17 protein-coding genes and 1 other RNA gene are annotated in these 19,305 nt (G+C 57.5%); 16 read left to right on the top strand and 2 right to left on the bottom strand.

The window, feature by feature from the left end; all coding sequences use genetic code 11:
* Position 1: 1 nt before the first annotated feature.
* The gene (locus sS8_RS11750; protein ID WP_119629808.1) at positions 2-808 is read left to right on the top strand and encodes a zinc-ribbon and DUF3426 domain-containing protein; all 807 of its coding nucleotides are present in this window, start codon (positions 2-4) and stop codon (positions 806-808) included.
* Between the two features lie 149 nt (positions 809-957).
* Here the strand turns inward: sS8_RS11750 and sS8_RS11745 are convergent, their stop codons facing one another.
* Positions 958-1,623 carry a hypothetical protein gene (locus sS8_RS11745; RefSeq protein ID WP_145986509.1) on the bottom strand — a complete coding sequence of 222 codons (666 nt, stop codon included), beginning with the start codon at positions 1,621-1,623 and terminating at the stop codon, positions 958-960.
* A 489-nt stretch (positions 1,624-2,112) separates the two neighbouring features.
* Here sS8_RS11745 and sS8_RS11735 point away from each other — a divergent pair, with 489 nt between their 5' ends.
* The 5 genes from sS8_RS11735 to sS8_RS11715 all read left to right on the top strand — a co-directional run bounded on the left by sS8_RS11735 (position 2,113) and on the right by sS8_RS11715 (position 8,214).
* A complete protein-coding gene (locus tag sS8_RS11735) occupies positions 2,113-3,534 on the top strand; it encodes a form I ribulose bisphosphate carboxylase large subunit (protein ID WP_119629805.1) in 1,422 nt (473 codons plus the stop codon).
* A gap of 125 nt (positions 3,535-3,659) precedes the next feature.
* Entirely contained in the window at positions 3,660-4,019 is a 360-nt protein-coding gene (locus tag sS8_RS11730) for a ribulose bisphosphate carboxylase small subunit (protein ID WP_119629804.1), read from the top strand.
* A 95-nt stretch (positions 4,020-4,114) separates the two neighbouring features.
* Positions 4,115-5,035, top strand: a complete 921-nt coding sequence (locus sS8_RS11725) for an alpha/beta fold hydrolase (RefSeq protein WP_119629803.1) — start codon at positions 4,115-4,117, stop codon at positions 5,033-5,035.
* Positions 5,032-5,832, top strand: a complete 801-nt coding sequence (locus tag sS8_RS11720) for a CbbQ/NirQ/NorQ/GpvN family protein (RefSeq protein WP_119629802.1) — start codon at positions 5,032-5,034, stop codon at positions 5,830-5,832. The genes sS8_RS11725 and sS8_RS11720 overlap by 4 nt, the downstream gene beginning before the upstream one ends.
* A 45-nt stretch (positions 5,833-5,877) precedes the next feature.
* Entirely contained in the window at positions 5,878-8,214 is a 2,337-nt protein-coding gene (locus sS8_RS11715; RefSeq protein ID WP_119629801.1) for a nitric oxide reductase activation protein NorD, read from the top strand.
* A 394-nt stretch (positions 8,215-8,608) separates the two neighbouring features.
* Here the strand turns inward: sS8_RS11715 and rnpB are convergent.
* Positions 8,609-8,977: RNase P RNA component class A (gene rnpB / locus sS8_RS11710), an RNA gene on the bottom strand.
* A gap of 628 nt (positions 8,978-9,605) precedes the next feature.
* Between rnpB and sS8_RS11705 the strand changes: the two genes are divergently transcribed.
* The 10 genes from sS8_RS11705 to sS8_RS11660 all read left to right on the top strand — a co-directional run bounded on the left by sS8_RS11705 (position 9,606) and on the right by sS8_RS11660 (position 19,265).
* Complete coding sequence (locus tag sS8_RS11705) at positions 9,606-10,964, top strand: Na(+)-translocating NADH-quinone reductase subunit A (RefSeq protein ID WP_119629800.1); 1,359 nt, start codon at positions 9,606-9,608, stop codon at positions 10,962-10,964.
* Positions 10,964-12,169 (top strand): NADH:ubiquinone reductase (Na(+)-transporting) subunit B, encoded by a 1,206-nt coding sequence (locus tag sS8_RS11700; protein ID WP_119629799.1) that lies wholly within the window; start codon positions 10,964-10,966, stop codon positions 12,167-12,169. Before sS8_RS11705 ends, sS8_RS11700 begins: the two co-directional genes overlap by 1 nt.
* Positions 12,162-13,088, top strand: a complete 927-nt coding sequence (locus tag sS8_RS11695; RefSeq protein WP_119629798.1) for a Na(+)-translocating NADH-quinone reductase subunit C — start codon at positions 12,162-12,164, stop codon at positions 13,086-13,088. Before sS8_RS11700 ends, sS8_RS11695 begins: the two co-directional genes overlap by 8 nt.
* Positions 13,089-13,092: 4 nt before the next feature.
* Positions 13,093-13,758, top strand: coding sequence for an NADH:ubiquinone reductase (Na(+)-transporting) subunit D (locus sS8_RS11690; RefSeq protein WP_119629797.1), 666 nt, complete (start codon positions 13,093-13,095; stop codon positions 13,756-13,758).
* Positions 13,758-14,366 carry an NADH:ubiquinone reductase (Na(+)-transporting) subunit E gene (gene nqrE / locus sS8_RS11685; protein ID WP_119629796.1) on the top strand — a complete coding sequence of 203 codons (609 nt, stop codon included), beginning with the start codon at positions 13,758-13,760 and terminating at the stop codon, positions 14,364-14,366. Before sS8_RS11690 ends, nqrE begins: the two co-directional genes overlap by 1 nt.
* A gap of 18 nt (positions 14,367-14,384) precedes the next feature.
* A complete protein-coding gene (gene nqrF, locus sS8_RS11680; protein WP_119629795.1) occupies positions 14,385-15,605 on the top strand; it encodes an NADH:ubiquinone reductase (Na(+)-transporting) subunit F in 1,221 nt (406 codons plus the stop codon).
* Between the two features lie 179 nt (positions 15,606-15,784).
* Positions 15,785-15,967 carry a DUF539 domain-containing protein gene (locus sS8_RS11675; protein WP_119629794.1) on the top strand — a complete coding sequence of 61 codons (183 nt, stop codon included), beginning with the start codon at positions 15,785-15,787 and terminating at the stop codon, positions 15,965-15,967.
* 147 nt (positions 15,968-16,114) lie between these two features.
* Positions 16,115-17,671 carry an exodeoxyribonuclease I gene (gene sbcB, locus sS8_RS11670; protein ID WP_119629793.1) on the top strand — a complete coding sequence of 519 codons (1,557 nt, stop codon included), beginning with the start codon at positions 16,115-16,117 and terminating at the stop codon, positions 17,669-17,671.
* Positions 17,672-17,728: 57 nt separating this feature from the next.
* Positions 17,729-18,262 carry an SRPBCC family protein gene (locus tag sS8_RS11665; RefSeq protein WP_119629792.1) on the top strand — a complete coding sequence of 178 codons (534 nt, stop codon included), beginning with the start codon at positions 17,729-17,731 and terminating at the stop codon, positions 18,260-18,262.
* A gap of 4 nt (positions 18,263-18,266) precedes the next feature.
* Positions 18,267-19,265 (top strand): YVTN family beta-propeller repeat protein, encoded by a 999-nt coding sequence (locus sS8_RS11660; protein ID WP_119629791.1) that lies wholly within the window; start codon positions 18,267-18,269, stop codon positions 19,263-19,265.
* Positions 19,266-19,305: the final 40 nt, after the last annotated feature.

Genomic DNA, 19,305 nt, shown 5'->3' with positions numbered 1-19,305 from the left:
CGTGTATACCCGCTGCCCGGAGTGTAAGACCGCATACCGTATCAGTATCGGCCAATTGCGGGCCGGGCGTGGCGAGGCGCTCTGCGAACGCTGCCAAATCGTCTTCAATGCCCTGGTATCCTTGGGACCAGCCGTAAAGGACGCGGTCCCGGAGGCGACGGCGCAAGCAAGACCCCCGGTTTTGAGGGACCGGGAAGCGGTTGCTCTTCGAAAGCGCAGACGGGAACTGCCGAGCGAGCCGGGCGCCGGCGGGCCGATGGGGGGGGAGGAGGACGCTACGGCGATTGACGCGGAAGCGCTGGACGAGCGCGACAGTGCGCCGGCCGGGCCGTCCCCGTCATCGACATCCGAAGTCTTGTGGGGGGGCGGCGTTTTCGTGCTGACCGCCCTTCTGGTCGCTCAGCTGGTCATATTCGAAGGGGACAGGCTGGTGCAGAGCGCACGAGTGCGGCCTTGGCTGGACATGGCCTGCAGAGCCTTCAATTGTTCTCTGCCGCCTTATAGGGACGTCCGCAGAATCCAGATTTTCGATCGTGCCTTACGTCCGGATTCGACACGCGACGATGTCCTGGAATTTCAGCTGGTCTTTGCGAACCAATCGAATTTGCCGCAGGCGCTGCCCAGTCTCAAGCTGGTTCTTACCGAGATCAACGGCAGCCCCGTGGCGGAGCGGATATTCTCGCCCGCCGAATATCTCCCGGAAGAAGAAGCGTCCTCGCTGATGCCGGTCGGCAAACCGTTCGAAATCCGCCTGCTTTTTGCCAAGCCCCGGAGCAACGTGGGGGGCTTTACTTTCGAGTTGCTTTGAGTCGGCAACTGCCTTTCCGGCAATAAAAACGTATTCCCGCGCTGCCCGGCATTGTTTTGCAGGCGAGCTCGGATTGGATTTTTCCCGGCCCGCCTACTGCTTCCGTAGCCCGCCGCATATGAACCGCGCCTGGAACTCGATGCGGCGCGCTACACTCTCCGGGACCGCCGGGCGACCAAGCCCAAGCCGACTACGGCGGAGCCGAACAGCCAGACCGCTCCGGGAATCGGAACCGGTGCCGGAGCGGTTCCGGGACCCGAGCCGCCGCCGAAGAATCCGCTGGTGATCTGCTCGGGGCCGGTAAAGCCCGCAACGTGCGCGGCGTACCACGCGTTGCCCTGGACCGCGCCTGCGCCGCCGGACGGAGCGTGGTAGGACGCCGGCGTGTCACCGACGATATCGCTGATATTGAAGGTCAGAGGGGCTTGACGGGCGCTCCCCGTGCCCGATAAGACGACATCGAAGCGGCCGAAGCCGTTCAAGGTCCGATTGAAGTCTACGTTCCAGCCGGCCGGCAAGCCGGTGAAACTATCCGCTTCCAGGCTGGCCCCGTTGTCGTTTGCCAGATTGAATCCGAACTGTTGGATGCCGAAATTGGATCCCTCGATGCTCTCGAACGGCTGGCCCGGCCCGTTCCGTACATCCACCGTGAACTGGATATCGTTTCCCGATGCGACGGAAGTGACGGCCAGGTAACGCGGCCCGTCGGTAAACGGGGCTTGTTCGAGATTCGTTTGGTCCAGGTAATAGGATGCCGCCTGCGCTTGGCCGGTCATGGCCAATGCAGTTCCCAAAAAAAACGGTGCGAGTCTCATGATTCTCTCCTTGAAAGATTCCGTTTGGCGCATTCGGTCTGAGAAATACCGGCCGAATTGTCCGATCCGTTGGGTGGCGGCTGCGAAAGCGTGCGCCGTTAACGATGTTGACGCAGCGAAAGCGTCATAGTTCCGATATGCGCCAGAGGTTTTACGCTCTGTACGCCGATTGCGACATGTTTCTTAACGAGCAGGAGGGTTTCGGGAAGCGGGGAAAGCTCGCGCGGCCGTTGCGCAAATCCTCCTTGGAGTGCCGAAAGTTATTGGCTTATTCTATCGTGCGGCTTTCGGGGATACGCTGCATTCAGACTGCGTAAGCGGGTCGGAAAGCATAAGTCGATCTTATTACAGTAATCATAACAACTTAATTTTTTTTATGGACGGAACGGCTTATAGTTCTCCCCTGCAAAAAGGCAGCACGATTTCTGGTCCAAGTAGGGGCCGACAAGTATTTCTGAGAACAATCCACAGATGTGGTAGGAGGAAAGTATGGCTGTAAAGACCTATAACGCGGGCGTAAAAGAATACCGCGAGACGTACTGGATGCCGGATTACACCCCGGCCGACACCGATCTCTTGGCCGTCTTCAAGATTACGCCCCAGCCCGGTGTTCCCCGAGAGGAAGCCGCGGCAGCCGTCGCCGCAGAGTCGTCCACCGGTACCTGGACCACGGTGTGGACCGATCTTCTGACCGATCTCGACTATTACAAAGGCCGAGCCTACCGCATTGAGGACGTCCCCGGTAGCGACGAGCAATTTTACGCTTTCATCGCTTATCCGATCGATCTGTTCGAGGAAGGATCGGTGGTCAACGTTTTCACTTCTCTGGTCGGCAACGTGTTCGGTTTCAAGGCCGTCCGCGGATTGCGTCTGGAAGACGTTCGCATTCCGATCGCCTACGTGATGACCTGCGGCGGTCCGCCCAACGGCATCCAGGTCGAGCGCGACATCATGAACAAATACGGCCGTCCGCTCCTGGGCTGTACGATCAAGCCGAAACTGGGCCTCTCCGCGAAGAACTACGGCCGTGCCGTTTACGAGTGCCTCCGCGGCGGTCTGGACTTCACCAAAGACGATGAGAACGTGAACAGCCAGCCGTTCATGCGCTGGAAGCAACGCTTCGATTTCGTCGTGGAGGCGACTCATAAGGCGGAACGCGAAACCGGGGAGCGTAAGGGCCATTATCTGAACGTCACCGCCCCGACACCCGAAGAAATGTACAAGCGTGCCGAATACGCCAAGGAGATCGGCGCGCCCATCATCATGCACGACTACATTACCGGCGGATTCTGCGCCAACACCGGTCTCGCCAACTGGTGCCGCAGAAACGGCATGCTCCTGCACATCCACCGTGCGATGCATGCCGTGATCGACCGCAATCCGAACCACGGCATACATTTCCGCGTCTTGGCCAAGATTCTGAGGTTGTCGGGCGGCGACCACCTGCATACCGGTACCGTCGTCGGTAAATTGGAAGGCGATCGAGCCGCCACCTTGGGCTGGATCGATCTGCTGCGCGAGCGCTACATCAAGGAGGATCGCAGCCGCGGCATCTTCTTCGATCAGGATTGGGGCGCCATGCCGGGCGTTTTCGCGGTCGCCTCGGGTGGTATTCACGTCTGGCACATGCCGGCCCTGTTGTCGATCTTCGGTGATGATGCCGTGTTCCAGTTCGGCGGCGGCACGCTCGGCCATCCGTGGGGTAACGCCGCGGGCGCCGCGGCCAACCGCGTCGCGCTGGAAGCTTGCGTCGAGGCCCGCAACCAGGGTCGCCAGCTCGAAAAGGAAGGCAAGGAAATTCTGATGTCCGCGGCGAAGGACAGCCCCGAGCTCAAGGCGGCATTGGAGACCTGGAAGGAGATCAAGTTCGAGTTTGATACGGTCGACAAACTCGATGTGGCGCACAAGTAGTCGAACGAATCGCCGAAAGTGTTTTGAAGCGATACGGTTGACGAACCGAACATCGCCGGAAGGCAGCCCCTTTGAAAATGAGAAGGGGCTGCGCAAATGATCAATGAACGAGGATTGGTACAACCATGAGCGAAATGCAAGATTACAAATCCAGCCTGACCGATGTCTCGAGCCGCAAATTCGAGACCTTCTCCTATTTGCCGGAGATGGATGCTGCCCAGATTCGGAAACAGGTGGAGTACATCGTCAGCAGGGGCTGGAATCCGGCCATCGAGCATACCGAGCCGGAAAATGCGTTCGACCATTATTGGTACATGTGGAAACTGCCGATGTTCGGGGAAACCGACGTGGATCGCATCCTGGCCGAAGCCGAAGCCTGCCACAAGGCGCATCCGAATAATCATGTCCGGCTGGTAGGCTACGATAATTTTAAGCAGTCGCAAGGCGCTGCGATGGTTATTTTCCGGGGTCCGATCAAAGTCTAGTTTCCACTGGAGGCTTTGGCTCTAAAGCCCCGATCTGTACCGCAGGCCGGGGCTTTTTTCATAATTGCGATTCCGGCCTGGCAATTCGAAAAAGTATGCAGTCAAGCGAGCGACTCGACCGGACCGTCACGCTGAAGGACGGGCGCAAGCTCGGTTTCGCCGAGGTCGGCGATGGCGGCGGAGCACCGATTATCTATTGTCACGGGTTTCCCGGCTCCCGTCTGGAAGCCGTCCTCATGGCAAAAGCCGCCGAACGTCGGCGAGCACGGATCATCGCTCCGGACCGTCCGGGATACGGGCTGTCCGATGTGAAACCCGAGCGGACCATCGGCGAGTGGGCGGACGATGTCGCTCGGTTGGCGGAACATTTGGGTGTCGGGCGATTCTCGGTTCTGGGTACGTCCGGCGGCGGACCTTACGGACTAGCGCTTGCCGCGCAGTTACCGGACCGGGTACAGGCTGTGGGGATCGTCTGCGGCCTCGGACAGCTGCACGGCACCGGAGCGATGCAGGCGATGCGCTGGCCGGCGAGATTCGGGTTCGCCGCAGCCCGGACCGCGCCCTGGATGTTGCGCCTGATTTACGGGGAGCTCCTTGGACGCCTGATTCATCGAAATCCTGAAGTGGCGCTCTCGCTTCTGGCGCTGGGTAGTCCGGCTTCGGACCGGTCGACTCTGAGTCGCCCGGAGATCAAATCGGTATTGTGCGCTTCGGTTCGGGAAGCCTTGCGTTCGGGTGTGAAGGGCGCCCTCCAGGATATGGTCCTATATGCCCATGACTGGGGGTTCGACCTCACGCGTATCCGAGTGCCGATCACGTTCTGGCATGGCGAGGCGGATGTGACCGTGCCCTTGTCCCATACGCGGGCGCTCGCCGAAGGGTTTCCCCATGCTCAAGTTTTCACGTTTCCGGGCGAAGGTCATTTTTCGTTGCCGGTAGAACACTCGGACGAAATTATCGAGCGCTTGATCGAGTCCGTCCATATGCCGAAATCCGGAAAGAGGATTAATCAATGACCCAATCCGAACAATATTTAATTCTGGAAGAACCCTATTACCGGCTCGTCGCGGACGAGACCGAGCTATTCGAGGCTGCCTACGCCGCGCGGATGCCGGTCATGCTGAAAGGCCCGACCGGCTGCGGCAAAACCCGTTTTATCGAATACATGGCCTGGAAGCTGAAGCGGCCACTGGTTACCGTTGCCTGCAACGAGGACATGACGGCTTCGGACCTGGTCGGGCGTTTTCTGCTCGACGCCAGCGGCACGCGCTGGCAGGACGGTCCATTGACCACTGCGGCGCGAATCGGCGCGATTTGTTACCTGGACGAAGTCGTCGAAGCGCGTCAGGACACGACCGTGGTCATCCATCCCTTGACCGATCATCGCCGGACCATGCCGCTCGACAAGAAAGGCGAGCTGGTGCATGCCCATCCGGATTTTCAGTTGGTCATTTCCTATAATCCGGGCTACCAAAATCTTTTGAAGGATTTGAAACAATCCACCAAGCAACGTTTCGGAGCCCTGGATTTCGATTACCCGACGTCTGAAGTGGAAACCGAGGTGATTGCCCACGAGACCGGCGTCGACGCGCAAACCGCCGAGAAGCTGGTGCAGATTGCTCATCTCGCCCGTAATCTCAAGGGCCACGGCTTGGACGAGGGGATTTCGACGCGCCTTTTGGTGTATGCGGGCCAGTTGATCGCCAAGGGTGTCGAGCCCAGGGCGGCATGCCGGATGACTCTGGTACGTCCTTTGACAGACGATCCGGATATGCGGGATACCCTGGACGCCGCGGTAGCGACCTTTTTCTAATCCGGGGTGGCTTCCTGAGCCGCACGAGAAAATAAGAGGCGAGCCATGAGTATCAAGCTCGAAGATTACCGTGAGTACCTGGAGCGGGTCGAGCCGCATATCAAGGATACCCTGGAGGCCAGCTTTCACGAGGCCGGGCGGGTCATGTCGCCGCGCGGCCTGGGCAACTATATCGAAGGTGCCAGAGCGCTTTCCGAACTCGGGCGCGGATCGGAACTGGTCGTATCCTATATCCAGGAAATGCCCCTGGTTGCCAAGGAGGTGGGGGATGAAATCATTCCGGACCTGGTGACCTCGGTGATGAAGCTCGCTTCCATGGTCAGCGGAGGTGTGATCGCCGCGCTGTTCGACAGTTTGCCCACTGCGGCGAACAGGCTCGGCGACGCCGATTTGCTGCGTCAATACTTGGCCTTGATCCATCAGCTCTCGGCGAAAGCACCGCGCGGATTGCGTCCAATGCTCCAGCATCTGGACCAGCTGTTCGACAAGCTGACGCTGGGCGGGCTGCGCCGCTGGGCGCTCTGGGGCGCACAGGCACATGGGCGCGATTTCGAAAACCTGGCCAAATATTTCAGTCTCGAGACCGCGGACAGTCTTGCCGTGCTCCAGAAAGAACGGCGCGGCACACTGTTCGTCGATACCCAGCGCAAGCTGAACTTCTATCTGCGCGCCTTGTGGGCCCGCGACTTTCATCTGCGCCCCACGGCCGGCGATTATGAAACGCGCGAAGGACTCAGGCCCTTCATCGAGTTTCCGGTCATCTACCTGCCGGATGCTTTCGACGATTACGGCGGCATTTCCGGCAAGGAGATGTACCGCGCGGCCTGCGCCCATGCCGCGGCGCATCTGGCCTATACCCGAAAGGCCATTTCCGCCGAAGCGCTGAATCCGGTGCAGATGTTCATGATCGCCCTGATGGAAGACGCGCGTGTCGAGCATCTGGCCATTCGGCAGTTTCCCGGATTGAAGCAGCTCTGGCTTCCGCTGCATGAGGCAGCCCTGGACGGTCGGGACAGCCGGGATCCGGCCGTGTCGTTCCTGGAGCGCCTCGCCCACGCGCTGCTCGATCGCCAGCTCGAAACCGGCGATGCCCTGATCAGGGAGACCGTGGCGGCATTCCGGAAGGCATTCGCGGCTCGTCCCGACGACAATCGAATCAGCTGGGACTTGGGCGTGACGCTGTACAACAAGGCCAAGGACCGCATGGCCATTCCTTCATTACGGGTCCTGGAAGGCATCGAAATCCCGTATCGCGACGACAATCGCTTTATTTGGGAATTCGCCGAGCGGCTTTGGGATCAGGCGGAATACGTGCCGGCCGGCGAGCGCCAGATACGCCGGAAAGTCTCGGTGATGGAGATGGTCAACGAGCTGGACTGCGAACTGGCCGGCGACGACGCCCAGGAGGTCTGGACCCTGGAGACGCCGTTCTACCTGGATCAGGAAGGCTGCACCATCAACGAATTGGAAGGCAAGGAGCCGGTCAGCGATCCTTATCATTACCCCGAGTGGGATTATCAGGTGCAGTTGCACCGGCCGAACTGGGCGACAGTGCTGGAAAAGCGGCAGCCTTCGGGAGATCGGGAGCTGATCGAGCAGATCTTGGTGGACTACAAGCCCGTCGCCAGCCGTCTCAAGCACATCATCGACGCGCTGCAGCCGCGTGGCCTCGTTCGCCTGCGGCGGCAGGAAGACGGCGATGAGATCGATCTCAATGCTGCCATTCGCGCCATGCTCGACATTCGCATGGGCGAGATGCCCGACCCGCGCATCAATATCCGCTATATCCGCAAGACGCGGGATCTTGCGGTGCTGGTGCTGCTCGATCTGTCGGAGTCGACCAACGAGATCCTGCCGGGATCGGATCGAGCCGTGATTCAACTGGCACGAGAGGCGACGACCTTGCTGGCCTGGGCCATCGACGGGATCGGCGATCCCTTTGCCATCCACGGGTTCGCTTCGGACGGGCGGCATGACGTGCAATATTACCGTTTCAAGGATTTCGACCAGCTCTTCGACGATCAGGCGAAAGCTCGGTTGGCGGGCATGCGGGGAGGGCTTTCGACCCGAATGGGAGCGGCGCTGCGCCACGCCGGAAAGTTTCTGCTGCGTCAGCCGCAGCACAAGAAGCTACTGCTTTTGGTTTCGGACGGCGAACCGGCGGATATCGACGAGCGCGACCCGCAGTATCTTCGGTTCGACACCAAGAAAGCTGTGGAGGAACTTGCTGCTACCGGAGTGATGAGCTATTGCCTCACGCTCGATCCGGAAGCGGATGAGTATGTATCCAGAATTTTCGGTCCCAACCGTTACACCGTCGTGGACCACGTGCAGCGATTGCCCGAGCGTTTGCCGGCTTTGTTCGCGAGTCTGACGAGTTAATGGCGGAAGAACCGGCATCTTAACCGAGTGAGTCAGGAAATTGCCGACGACTGGGATGTGGCGAAGATCTTGAATCAGCTCAGCGCTCTGCGGGCCACGGCTCTGACTTTTTTCTATTTCGGAGAAATGATCGAATGTTATGTCGGGGGCCGGACTCAGCCACTGACTTTCTCTGCGTCTTCCCGAACCCGTCCGGGAGTGTCAAGTTCACTGTGCAACTGGAGGTGAGTGCATAAGGTAACCTGATCATCACAGAGGATCGCGAAGTCCGCTAGCCCGTATGCAGCGCAGCGAAATTCGTGGATTTTGTAGCTACGATCATCCCGAATTTTACTTTCTATCATCCGGCCTAAGCCGATCGGCGCAGGAGCAACCGATTGCGCTCTATTAAGGAAAAGGGAGTCGGCCGATAAGCCGGGTTCAGTCGTGGACAGCCATTCATCTAGGGCACGCGTCGCCGCGTGCCTCGAGCGACCTACCCGGGAGCCGTGCGGGCCGCACGTCAGGAGTTACCTCCAATGCCCCCCTATTTGGTCTTGCTCCGGGCGGGGTTTGCCCTGCCACTTCCGTTACCGGAAGCGCGGTGCGCTCTTACCGCACCATTTCACCCTTACCGCGATCCAAAGGATCACGGCGGTATATTTTCTGTGGCACTTTCCGTAGGCTTGCGCCCCCCAGGCATTACCTGGCGCCTTGCCCTATGGAGCCCGGACTTTCCTCTCCCCGTGTCGACGACGCGGGCAGCGACTGTCTGGCCGACTCCCGACACTATTGTATTAAGACGCCGGTCGAATGGCTAGAGGACGTACGATGGGCGTATCAGGCCCGGAAATTATCCGAAATGCCGGAAAAGCGAGCTTTGTTGATCTAAATCAAAACTGTATCGCTCTGCTGCAGCTAGTATTTTCATCACGCGAGAACGCTTAGTTGATTCACCTCATCTCCTCTTGGGTCGACCAACTGGTTTCAGCATTCTCCGGGTTAGCGACATTGCGTTTAAGACCTCTTTATCCTCTGGGATGTTGTCAGGGGCCGAAGCTTTGCTGAGGCCCTTTTTTTTGTGCTGAAATTTGAAACAGTGCTGTAACCGAAATGACCGTCCCGGTTCCCGTTTTTCCTTCTTGTTCAAGAACTCAGTGCGTTGAGCCACTCGGGTATTTGTGTTCTAATACCTGACGATTTACCTAAGTCTTAGGGAAACGCCGAGCATACCTCACGTTGCGCGCAGCATCGATTTGAGGTGCGACGTTTTTTGTAAAATCGTGGCACTCTCTCGGCGCGCCTTAAGCCGATTACATCTAAGCACTCCCTCTTCCGTCTTCTTCGAACCTGTTGCAGGAATGCGAGAGGAGTGGTTTGGCCGTTAATTTGTGCGATCCACAGGCGTATATATGCTAATCAGAACAAAGAAAGGCTTGAATCTGCCGATCACTGGGGAGCCCGAGCAGACGATACACGACGATGGTAACGCTGTTGAATCCGTGGCGATATTGGGCTTGGACTATGTCGGATTGAAGCCCTCCATGAATGTTTCGGAGGGAGACCGGGTCAGGCTCGGTGACGCGCTGTTCTCGGATAAAACCTATCCCAAGGTTTTGTTTACCTCCCCCGGAAGCGGCGTGGTCAAGGCCATCAATCGTGGCGCCAGGCGCGTGCTGCAATCCGTGGTCATCGAGCTGGACGGCGATGAGAGCGTTCAGTTTCAATCGTATGCTCCATCCGCTCTTGCCGACCTGACCATCGAGCAGGTCAAAGAAAACCTGCTGGCTTCCGGCTTGTGGACTTCCCTGCGAACCCGCCCTTATAGCAAGATTCCCGATCCCGAATCGGCCCCGCATTCGATTTTCGTGACGGCGATCGATACCAATCCTTTGGCCGCGCGCCCCGAGGTCATCATCCAGGAGCGGGTCGAGGACTTCAAGAATGGGTTGACAGTCATTTCCAAATTGACCGAAGGGAAGGTTTACCTTTGTACAGCGCCGAATCATTCCCTGCCGTCCGGAGCCAACAACAAGGTCGAGATCGCTGAGTTCGACGGACCACACCCTGCCGGTCTCGTGGGCACCCATATTCATTATCTCGATCCCGTCAGTGTTGCCAAAACCGTCTGGCATCTCGACTATCAAGCCGTCATGGCGATCGGCAGCCTCTTCACCACCGGCCGATTGAATGTGGAGCGAGTCGTTTCTGTCGCCGGACCGATGGTCACGCGCCCCCGCTTGATCCGCACTCGGCTGGGCGCCAATCTGAGTGACTTGGTTCGGAATGAAACCGTTGCGGATAAGGAAGCACGCGTGATTTCGGGGTCCATTCTGTGCGGCCAGAAGGCGGAAGGATGGTCGGATTACCTTGGGCGCTATCATAATCAGGTCAGCGTCATCGAGGAGGGACGGCAAAGAGAATTCATGGGCTGGGTGGTGCCGGACCGCGGCAAGTACTCTTTCCTGAACGTGCTTTTGTCCAGTCTTCCCAAAGAGCGGGGGCGTAAGTTCGCCTTTACCAGCGCCAAGTATGGGAGCGCCAGAGCCATCGTGCCGGTCGGCGTCTACGAAGAAGTCATACCCATGGACCTCTTGCCGACTCAGTTGTTGCGCTCGCTGATCGTGGGCGACACCGATACGGCGCAAGCCTTGGGGTGCCTGGAATTGGACGAAGAAGACCTGGCGCTCTGCACCTTCGTCGATCCGGGCAAGCATGACTTCGGTCCGGTGCTTCGCAAGAATCTTACCCAAATTGAGAAGGAAGGCTAATGTCTCGCACTAGGCAATTCTTAGACAAGATACATCCATACTTCGCGCACGGCGGCCGGCTGGAGAAGCTTTACCCGGTCTACGAGATGGTGGATACCTTTCTCTATAGCCCCCCGGACGTGACCAGCGGCGTGGTCCACGTCCGCGATGCGGTCGATTTGAAGCGGGTCATGACCTACGTCTGGATCGCCGCCCTGCCGTGTTTGCTGATGGCGCTGTTCAACACCGGCTACCAGGCCAACTCGGCCATGGAGAGCTTGGGTATCGCCTCGGCACCCGGCTGGCGCGGTGCCATCATGGACGTTTTCGGCTATAACCCGGCCAATCCGATTTCCGTCGTGATGCACGGTGCCTTGTATTTCTTCCCGATCTATATCGTCACGCTCGTGGCGGGTGGTATATGGGAGGTCTTGTTCGCCGTCGTCCGCAAGCATGATGTCAACGAAGGCTTCTTCGTATCCTCCATCCTGTTCGCTCTGACACTTCCGCCCAATACGCCCCTTTGGCAGGTGGCGATCGGTATTTCGTTCGGCGTCGTGATCGGGAAGGAAATTTTCGGCGGCACCGGCAAGAATTTCCTGAATCCGGCGCTCACCGGCCGTGCGTTCCTGTATTTCGCCTATCCGGCTTCCATGTCCGGCGACGCGGTATGGACCGCGGTGGACGGGTTCAGCGGTGCTACCGCTCTGGGCCTGGGCGCCACGGGCGGCCTCGAGGCGATCACGGCGGGCGGCATCTCCTGGTGGCAGACCTTTTTCGGTTTCGAACAGGGTTCGTTGGGCGAGACCTCGACCTTGGCCTGTCTGATCGGCGCTGCGTTCCTGCTCTACACGCGGATCGCTTCGTGGCGGATCATGGCCGGCGTTCTTGTCGGGATGATCGCGACATCCACCCTTTTCAACATTATCGGCAGCGATTCCAATGCCATGTTCGGATTGCCCTGGTATTGGCATCTGACCTTGGGCGGTTTCGCCTTCGGCACGGTGTATATGGCCACCGATCCGGTCAGCGCGTCGCATACCAACGCCGGGCGCTGGGTTTTCGGCGCCTTGATCGGCGTCATGACCGTGCTGATCCGCGTCGTCAACCCGGCGTTCCCGGAAGGCATCATGCTGGCCATCCTGTTCGCCAACATTTTTGCACCGCTGATCGACTACGCCGTAATTAAAGCGAATATCACCAGAAGGATTAGACGTCATGCCTGATTCAGCAAATCCCAACTCAGCGGGAACGCAGGTGTCCGATAAGTTTGCCGGCTTCATAGAAAGAGCGAACGTGTATGCGCAGAAAATTCTGGTGCTGCCGAACGATAGCTTCCAGAAAACGCTCGCCGTCGCTTTCGCATTGTGCCTGGTTGGAGCGGTTTTGGTATCGGGTTCGGCTGTTGCGCTCAAGCCGCTGCAGGAAAGCAATAAATCCAAGGACGAAAAGGTCAACATCCTCGAGGTAGCCGGCCTGTTGGAGGAAGGAACCAATATCGAAGAGGCCTTCAAGAAAATCGAGCCGAGAATTGTCGATTTGGCAACCGGCGATTATGTCGATTCAATCGATCCGAAGACCTTCGATCAACGCAAGGCGGTCAAAGATCCTGCCATGAGCGAGGCCATACCGCCGGAAAAGGATATCGCCAATATCAAGCGCAAGCCCAAATATGCCAAGGTCTATTTGGTCAAGGAGGGTGACCAGTTGAAGTCGGTGATCCTGCCGGTCAGCGGTTACGGACTCTGGTCGACCATGTACGGTTTCATGGCTTTGGAAGCCGACGCGCAGACGGTGGTCGGGCTCAACCTTTACGATCAGGCGGAAACTCCCGGTCTGGGCGGCGAAGTGGTGAATCCGAAATGGAAGGCACTTTGGAAAGGGAAGAAAGTGTACAAATTCACCGGCAAGGAACTGCAAGAGAACAACGTGACCGCGACCGGACAGCGGCTCGAGATCGGCGAAGTCGCATTGAGCCTCGTAAAAGGCGCCGCCGATCCGTCCAAACCGGGCGCGGAATACCAAGTGGACGCTCTTGCGGGCGCGACTCTCACGAGCCGTGGCGTCAGCAGTCTGGTGAGCTACTGGATGGGCAGGGAAGGCTTCGGACTTTATCTGGCAAAGCTTAGATCTCAGAGGGGTTAAGCCGATGAACCTTAATGAAGAACACAAGAAAGTTCTGGTCGAACCGTTAGTCGATAACAACCCCATCACTTTACAGGTGTTAGGGATCTGTTCGGCTCTGGCGGTCACTTCGCAATTGTCGACGGCGCTGATCATGAGTCTCGCGTTGACCACGGTCGTCGCCTGTTCGAGCGCCGGTATCGCATTTATCCGCAACCATATTCCGAGCAGCATTCGCATCATCGTCCAGATGGTGATCATCGCTTCGCTGGTGATCGTGGTGGATCAGATCCTCAAAGCGTTCGCTTACGAGATCAGCAAGCAATTGTCGGTATTCGTGGGACTGATCATCACCAACTGCATCGTCATGGGACGCGCGGAAGCCTATGCGATGAAGAATCCGCCGTGGGAAAGCTTTCTCGACGGCATAGGCAACGGTCTCGGCTACAGCCTGATTCTGATTACCGTCGCCATCATCCGCGAGTTGTTTGGTTCCGGCAAGCTGCTCGGCATCGATGTGCTGCCGCTTTTGAAGGACGGCGGCTGGTATGTTCCGAACGGCTTGCTATTGCTCCCCCCGAGCGCCTTCTTCCTGATCGGATTGCTGATCTGGGCGGTGCGCACCTGGAAACCGCAACAAGTCGAAAAGGCTGACTTCGCCATCATGCCGGCTCACGGGGAGGCACACTGATGGAAGCCTATATCAATCTGTTCATAAAGGCGGTCTTCATCGAGAACATGGCGCTGGCGTTCTTCTTGGGGATGTGCACGTTCATCGCCGTCTCGAAGAAGATCGAAACCGCCGTCGGTCTCGGCATTGCCGTGATCATCGTGCAGACGCTCACGGTTCCGGCCAACAACCTGATCTATACCTATCTGCTGAAAGAAGGCGCGTTGTCCTGGGCGGGTCTGGAAAACGTCGACCTGAGCTTCATTGCTTTGATGGCGTGTATCGGCGTCATCGCGGCGATCGTGCAGATTCTGGAGATGGTGCTGGATCGCTTTTTCCCGACGCTTTACAACGCCCTTGGGATTTTCCTGCCGCTCATTACCGTCAACTGCGCCATCCTTGCGGGCAGCCTGTTCATGATCGAGCGCGATTACAACTTCAACGAGAGCGTGGTTTACGGCGTCGGCAGCGGCTTCGGCTGGGCTCTTGCGATTACCGCGATGGCGGGCGTGCGCGAAAAGCTGAAATACAGCGACGTGCCGCCGGGACTTCGCGGCCTGGGCATCACATTCATCTCGGCAGGCTTGATGGCGATGGGGTTCATGGCTTTTTCGGGCATTCAACTGTAAGGGGCAGGGCATAAGACAATGTTGGAAATCATCCTAGGCGTATTGTTTTTTACCCTCATCGTCATTGCCCTGGTCTTCGTAATTCTCGGTGCGAAATCTAAGTTGGTCGCATCGGGTAATGTCGATATCCTGATCAACGACGAAAAGACCATCCACGTTCCCATCGGCGCCAAGCTACTGACCGCGCTTGCCGACAATAACCTGTTCGTATCGTCGGCCTGCGGCGGCGGCGGAACCTGTGCCCAGTGCCGGGTCAAAGTCCACGAAGGTGGCGGCGACATTCTGCCGACCGAACTTTCCCACATCACCAAGCGCGAGGCAGCGGAAGGGGATCGTCTGGCGTGTCAGGTCACCGTCAAGCAGGACATGAAGATCCATGTTCATGACGAAGTCTTCGGCGTTAAGAAATGGGTGGCCACGGTTCGTTCGAACCACAATGTGGCGACTTTCATCAAGGAATTGGTGCTGGAATTGCCCAAGGGCGAAAACATCAACTTCCGAGCCGGCGGTTACATCCAGATCGAGTGTCCGTCCTATCATGCAAAGTTCTCGGAATTCGATGTCGATGAACGCTTCCGTGACGAATGGGACAAGTACAATCTCTGGCAGTATGAATCGGTGGTCAAGACGCCGGCAATCCGCGCCTATTCCATGGCGAACTACCCGGAAGAAAACGACGTCGTCATGCTCAACGTCCGTATCGCCACGCCGCCGCCGGGAAGCAACGGTATTCCGCCGGGCGTGATGTCGTCCTACATCTTCAATTTGAAGCCGGGCGACAAGGTGACCGTTGCGGGACCGTTCGGCGAGTTCTTTGCGCGGGATACCGACAACGAAATGGTCTTTATCGGCGGCGGCGCCGGTATGGCTCCGATGCGCTCGCACATCTTCGACCAGCTTCGCAGGTTGAAGAGCAAGCGCAAGATGACCTTCTGGTACGGCGCTCGTAGCTTGCGGGAAATGTTCTATGTGGACGATTTCAACAAGCTGCAGGAAGAAAATCCGAACTTCAAGTGGTTCATCGGGCTTTCCGAACCGAAACCGGAGGACAATTGGACCGGCTATGTCGGATTCATCCACAACGTTCTGTACGAGAACTATCTGAAGAACCACCCCGCGCCGGAGGATTGCGAATATTATCTTTGCGGGCCGCCCATGATGAATACTGCGGTGATCAAAATGCTGGAAGACATCGGCGTGGAAAGGGAAAACATCATGCTGGACGACTTCGGCGGCTAAATCGCTCCCATTCGTCCAATCGAGAAAGCGGGAGGGGTTTGCAACGCCTCCCGCTTTTATTTTTTCGAAAACGTAGTAAAGTCGACAGCATATTTCGGACTATGGCCCGTTCGGCGCCGGCGTAAACGGTAGTCGGGGCTTGCCTTACAGCATCCGTATTAGAAAAGTCGAGGCGAACGATGACACTGTTTCTGATTACTTTTGCGGTGATAGCCGCCGTTATCTTCTTTATGGCGATAGGCGTCATGTTTGGGCGAGGGGCCATCAAGGGCACCTGTGGAGGCGTGAACAACGGCGAATGCATCTGCGTGCAAAAATGCGAAAAACGGCGAAAGCTGGAAGCCATGGCGGAAAATTCCTGATCAATCGCTACGTCACTTGCCCGGGCCGGTTGCGATAAGCCACCGACGATCTTTTCCTGCGTTTAACCATGTGCCGGATGGCGATCAATATCTTGGCGATCGACGTTCCTCTATTGGACCTATAGATCGCCAAGGTACGTCCGGCACATGTCGTCTTGTTCTTCCTTATATTGGTACGATTACGAAACTTTCGGCACCGATCCGAAGCGCGATCGTCCCGCACAATTCGGCGGAATTCGAACCGATCTGGAGTTCAATCCGATCGGCGAACCCCTGACTCTTTTCTGCAAGCCCGCACGTGACACCCTGCCCGTGCCCGAAGCCTGCCTGATCACGGGTATTACCCCGCAAATGGCGGCGGAACGGGGAGTCACCGAGGCCGAGTTCATAGCCACGATCCACGATCAGTTCTCGGTGCCGGGGACTTGTGTCGCCGGCTATAACAATATTCGGTTCGACGATGAAGTCACCCGGAATTGTCTTTATCGAAACCTGTTCGATCCGTATGAGCGGGAATGGCGCAACGGCAATTCCCGCTGGGATATCATCGACATGCTGCGCCTCACCCGGGCTCTGCGGCCGGAGGGCATCGAATGGCCCAGGGACGAGCACGGCCGTCCGACTCTGCGATTGGACACGCTTACGGTCGCCAACGGCATTCGCCATGAAAATGCACACGATGCTCTGGCCGACGTTAGGGCGACCATTGCGGTAGCGCGGCTGATTCGAGATCGTCAGCCCAAGCTCTTCAACTTCGTCTTCAATCATCGGGGCAAGAGAGAGGTCTTTGAATTATTGAAGTTCGGAGCGATGCAGCCGGTTTTGCACGTATCGGAAAAGTACGCGGCGGACCGGTGCTGCATTGCCGTTGTCGTCGCGCTCGCCAAGCATCCGCGGAATCCGAACGGCATCATCGTTTATGATCTTTCCGTCGATCCCGAACCTCTCATCACCTTGAGTGCGGAAGAGGTTAGGGAACGCCTATATACGCCGGTTTCGAAACGCCCACCCGGAATCGAGCGCATCCCTCTGAAAACGGTCCACATCAACAAATGTCCCGTCGTAGCGCCGTTGTCGGCTTTGCGTCCGGAGGATGCGGAACGGCTGCAAATCGATCTTGCGTACTGCGACCGTAACCTCGATTTACTTAAGGAAGCTCTGAACAAGCCCTCTCCCTTTGGGAGAGGGTTGGGTGAGGGCCCGTTAGATCAACCAGTTGCACAGGTCGCTTCGCCGAATTGGAGACTTCATCAGAGCTTCCTTAAGCGAGAATTGGCCTTGCCTAAGAAAATTCGGGAAGTCATGGAGCTCAATGAGCCGAACACGCGTACGGATGATCCCGACCTCATGCTTTATGACGGTGGATTCATCGGAGATGCCGATCGGACAATTCTGAAACAATTGAGAGCTTTGAGCCCTGAAGAGCTAAGCCGTGTACAACCGGCGTTCGAAGATGCGCGCTTGCCGGAGCTGGTTTTCCGCTACCGCGCTCGAAATTTTCCGGAGACATTGACGGCCGAGGAATCGGCACGTTGGGAAACGTATCGCATCCGGCGGCTGACGGCTCAGGGAGGCGGCGGAAGCCTCGTCATGAACGAGTATCAAGCTAGAATCGACGCCCTGGAGGCGTCTCCCGACCTGTCGGCCAGGGACCGGGAAATCCTTGCGAGCCTTCGCCGTTACGCTCGGGAAATTATCTCCTAACCCGTAGGTAATTTGCCTTATACTTTTGGCTTTGTTCGTTTGTACCAGGAGAAATTGATGAAAAAGCTCTTGTCACTCGTCGCCGTTTTGTCACTGCTTTGGGTGGGATTTGCGAATGCCCATGGCCCGACGCGTCAGAAGGTTACGGAATCCATCGAAATTAATGCCGCGCCGGAAGCGGTTTGGGCGCTTGTCGGTGATTGGGCGAACCTGCAGAATTGGTTGCCCGTGGTTGAAAGTTCCACGGCTCAGGGCAGTACCGAGAAAGGCGCGACCCGGGAACTCAAGCTGAAGAGCGGTGGCGTGATCAAGGAGGAACTCAAGAGCTATGATGCCTCCAAAATGACTCTGCAATACAAGATCAACGAAGTCGACCCCAAGGATCTGCCGGTAGCCAATTACTCGGCTTCCATCAAAGTGGAGCCGAATCCGGCAGGTGGTTCCAAGGTAGTATGGAACGGCGCCTTTTATCGCAGCTTCATGAATAACAATCCGCCTCCCGAGGAGAGCGACGAAGCAGCTGTCAAAGCGGTGACCGCCATTTACAAGGAAGGATTGGCCAATCTGAAAGCCGTCGCAGAGCAGAAATAACAATATGAGCGGCTTTTTCGATTCGGTAAGGCGGGTGAAAGCGGCGGCCGGTGTCGCCGCTTTCCTGTTTCTCAGAGTCGGTGATGTGTTCGGAGAGCCCTATGCATACGTCACTAATCAGAAAGATAACAGCGTTTCCGTAATCGACACGGCGACCGGAACCGTCGTCAAGTCAGTCGGAGTCGGATCGGAGCCGGCAGGTGTCGCGGTCAGTCGAAACGGTGCCAGGATTTGCGTCACCAATCCCGGCAGCAAAGACATTACCGTTTTGGACGGCAGCACGCAAAACGTGATTACGACCTTGGCCGTGGGCGAAGGGCCTTTGGGCATCGCTGTCGATCCCGCAGGAACACGGGCTTATGTTGCTGACTGGTACGGGCATTACCTTTCCGTGCTTGATCTCGCCGGTTTAAAAGTGCTGAAACGAATCCCGGTCGGGCATTCTCCTTCCGGCGTTGCCGTGAGTCCGGATGGCGCGAAGATCTATGTCGCGAACCGGGACGACGACTCGGTTTCATTGCTCGATGCAGCCAAACTGGAAGTCGAGAAGACAGTTGCTGTCGGCAAGCATCCGTTCGGCATCACCTTGGATTCGAAAGCGAAACGACTGTATGTGGCCAACGTGGAAAGCAACGACGTCTCCGTGGTCGATGCGGAGACCATGACGCTACTGAATACCATCGCTGTCGGCGACAGGCCGTATGCAGTGGCTATGGGCGCCGGTGGTACCCGTCTGTTCGTGACCAACCAATACGACAACACCGTTTCCGTCATCGCGGCCGAGCAGGGTGAAGTCATTGCCACGATCGAGGTCGGCGAATACCCCGAAGGCATAGCCGCCCATCCGGACGGCAAGCATATCTATGTCGCTAATTGGTTCAGCAACTCCGTTTCCGTCATCAATGCGGAAACCTTGCAACTGGAAAAGACCATTGCTACCGGCGACGGCAGCCGCGCATTCGGCGAGTTCGTGGCGCAAGCGGTTGATGCGAAGTCGCAATAGTCTTTATAACTTGTCAAGGGCATGGACGCTCCGCCGTTTT

Origin of the sequence: Methylocaldum marinum, assembly GCF_003584645.1 — a bacterium.
GTDB classification, from domain to species: domain Bacteria; phylum Pseudomonadota; class Gammaproteobacteria; order Methylococcales; family Methylococcaceae; genus Methylocaldum; species Methylocaldum marinum.
Note: the sequence above shows the minus strand (reverse complement) of the source record. Positions and strands in the feature narration are given on the sequence as shown.

Bases quoted from the DNA above. Each gene is read 5' to 3' on its own strand.
- sS8_RS11695 (WP_119629798.1), top strand. From the start codon at position 12,162: ATGCCTGATTCAGCAAATCCCAACTCAGCGGGAACGCAGGTGTCCGAT.
- sS8_RS11720 (WP_119629802.1), top strand. From the start codon at position 5,032: ATGACCCAATCCGAACAATATTTAATTCTGGAAGAACCCTATTACCGG.
- sS8_RS11735 (WP_119629805.1), top strand. From the start codon at position 2,113: ATGGCTGTAAAGACCTATAACGCGGGCGTAAAAGAATACCGCGAGACG.
- sS8_RS11660 (WP_119629791.1), top strand. From the start codon at position 18,267: ATGAGCGGCTTTTTCGATTCGGTAAGGCGGGTGAAAGCGGCGGCCGGT.
- sS8_RS11665 (WP_119629792.1), top strand. From the start codon at position 17,729: ATGAAAAAGCTCTTGTCACTCGTCGCCGTTTTGTCACTGCTTTGGGTG.
- sS8_RS11715 (WP_119629801.1), top strand. From the start codon at position 5,878: ATGAGTATCAAGCTCGAAGATTACCGTGAGTACCTGGAGCGGGTCGAG.
- nqrE (WP_119629796.1), top strand. From the start codon at position 13,758: ATGGAAGCCTATATCAATCTGTTCATAAAGGCGGTCTTCATCGAGAAC.
- sS8_RS11745 (WP_145986509.1), bottom strand. From the start codon at position 1,623: ATGAGACTCGCACCGTTTTTTTTGGGAACTGCATTGGCCATGACCGGC.
- sS8_RS11705 (WP_119629800.1), top strand. From the start codon at position 9,606: ATGCTAATCAGAACAAAGAAAGGCTTGAATCTGCCGATCACTGGGGAG.
- sS8_RS11690 (WP_119629797.1), top strand. From the start codon at position 13,093: ATGAACCTTAATGAAGAACACAAGAAAGTTCTGGTCGAACCGTTAGTC.
- nqrF (WP_119629795.1), top strand. From the start codon at position 14,385: ATGTTGGAAATCATCCTAGGCGTATTGTTTTTTACCCTCATCGTCATT.
- sS8_RS11725 (WP_119629803.1), top strand. From the start codon at position 4,115: ATGCAGTCAAGCGAGCGACTCGACCGGACCGTCACGCTGAAGGACGGG.
- sS8_RS11675 (WP_119629794.1), top strand. From the start codon at position 15,785: ATGACACTGTTTCTGATTACTTTTGCGGTGATAGCCGCCGTTATCTTC.
- sbcB (WP_119629793.1), top strand. From the start codon at position 16,115: ATGTCGTCTTGTTCTTCCTTATATTGGTACGATTACGAAACTTTCGGC.
- sS8_RS11700 (WP_119629799.1), top strand. From the start codon at position 10,964: ATGTCTCGCACTAGGCAATTCTTAGACAAGATACATCCATACTTCGCG.
- sS8_RS11730 (WP_119629804.1), top strand. From the start codon at position 3,660: ATGAGCGAAATGCAAGATTACAAATCCAGCCTGACCGATGTCTCGAGC.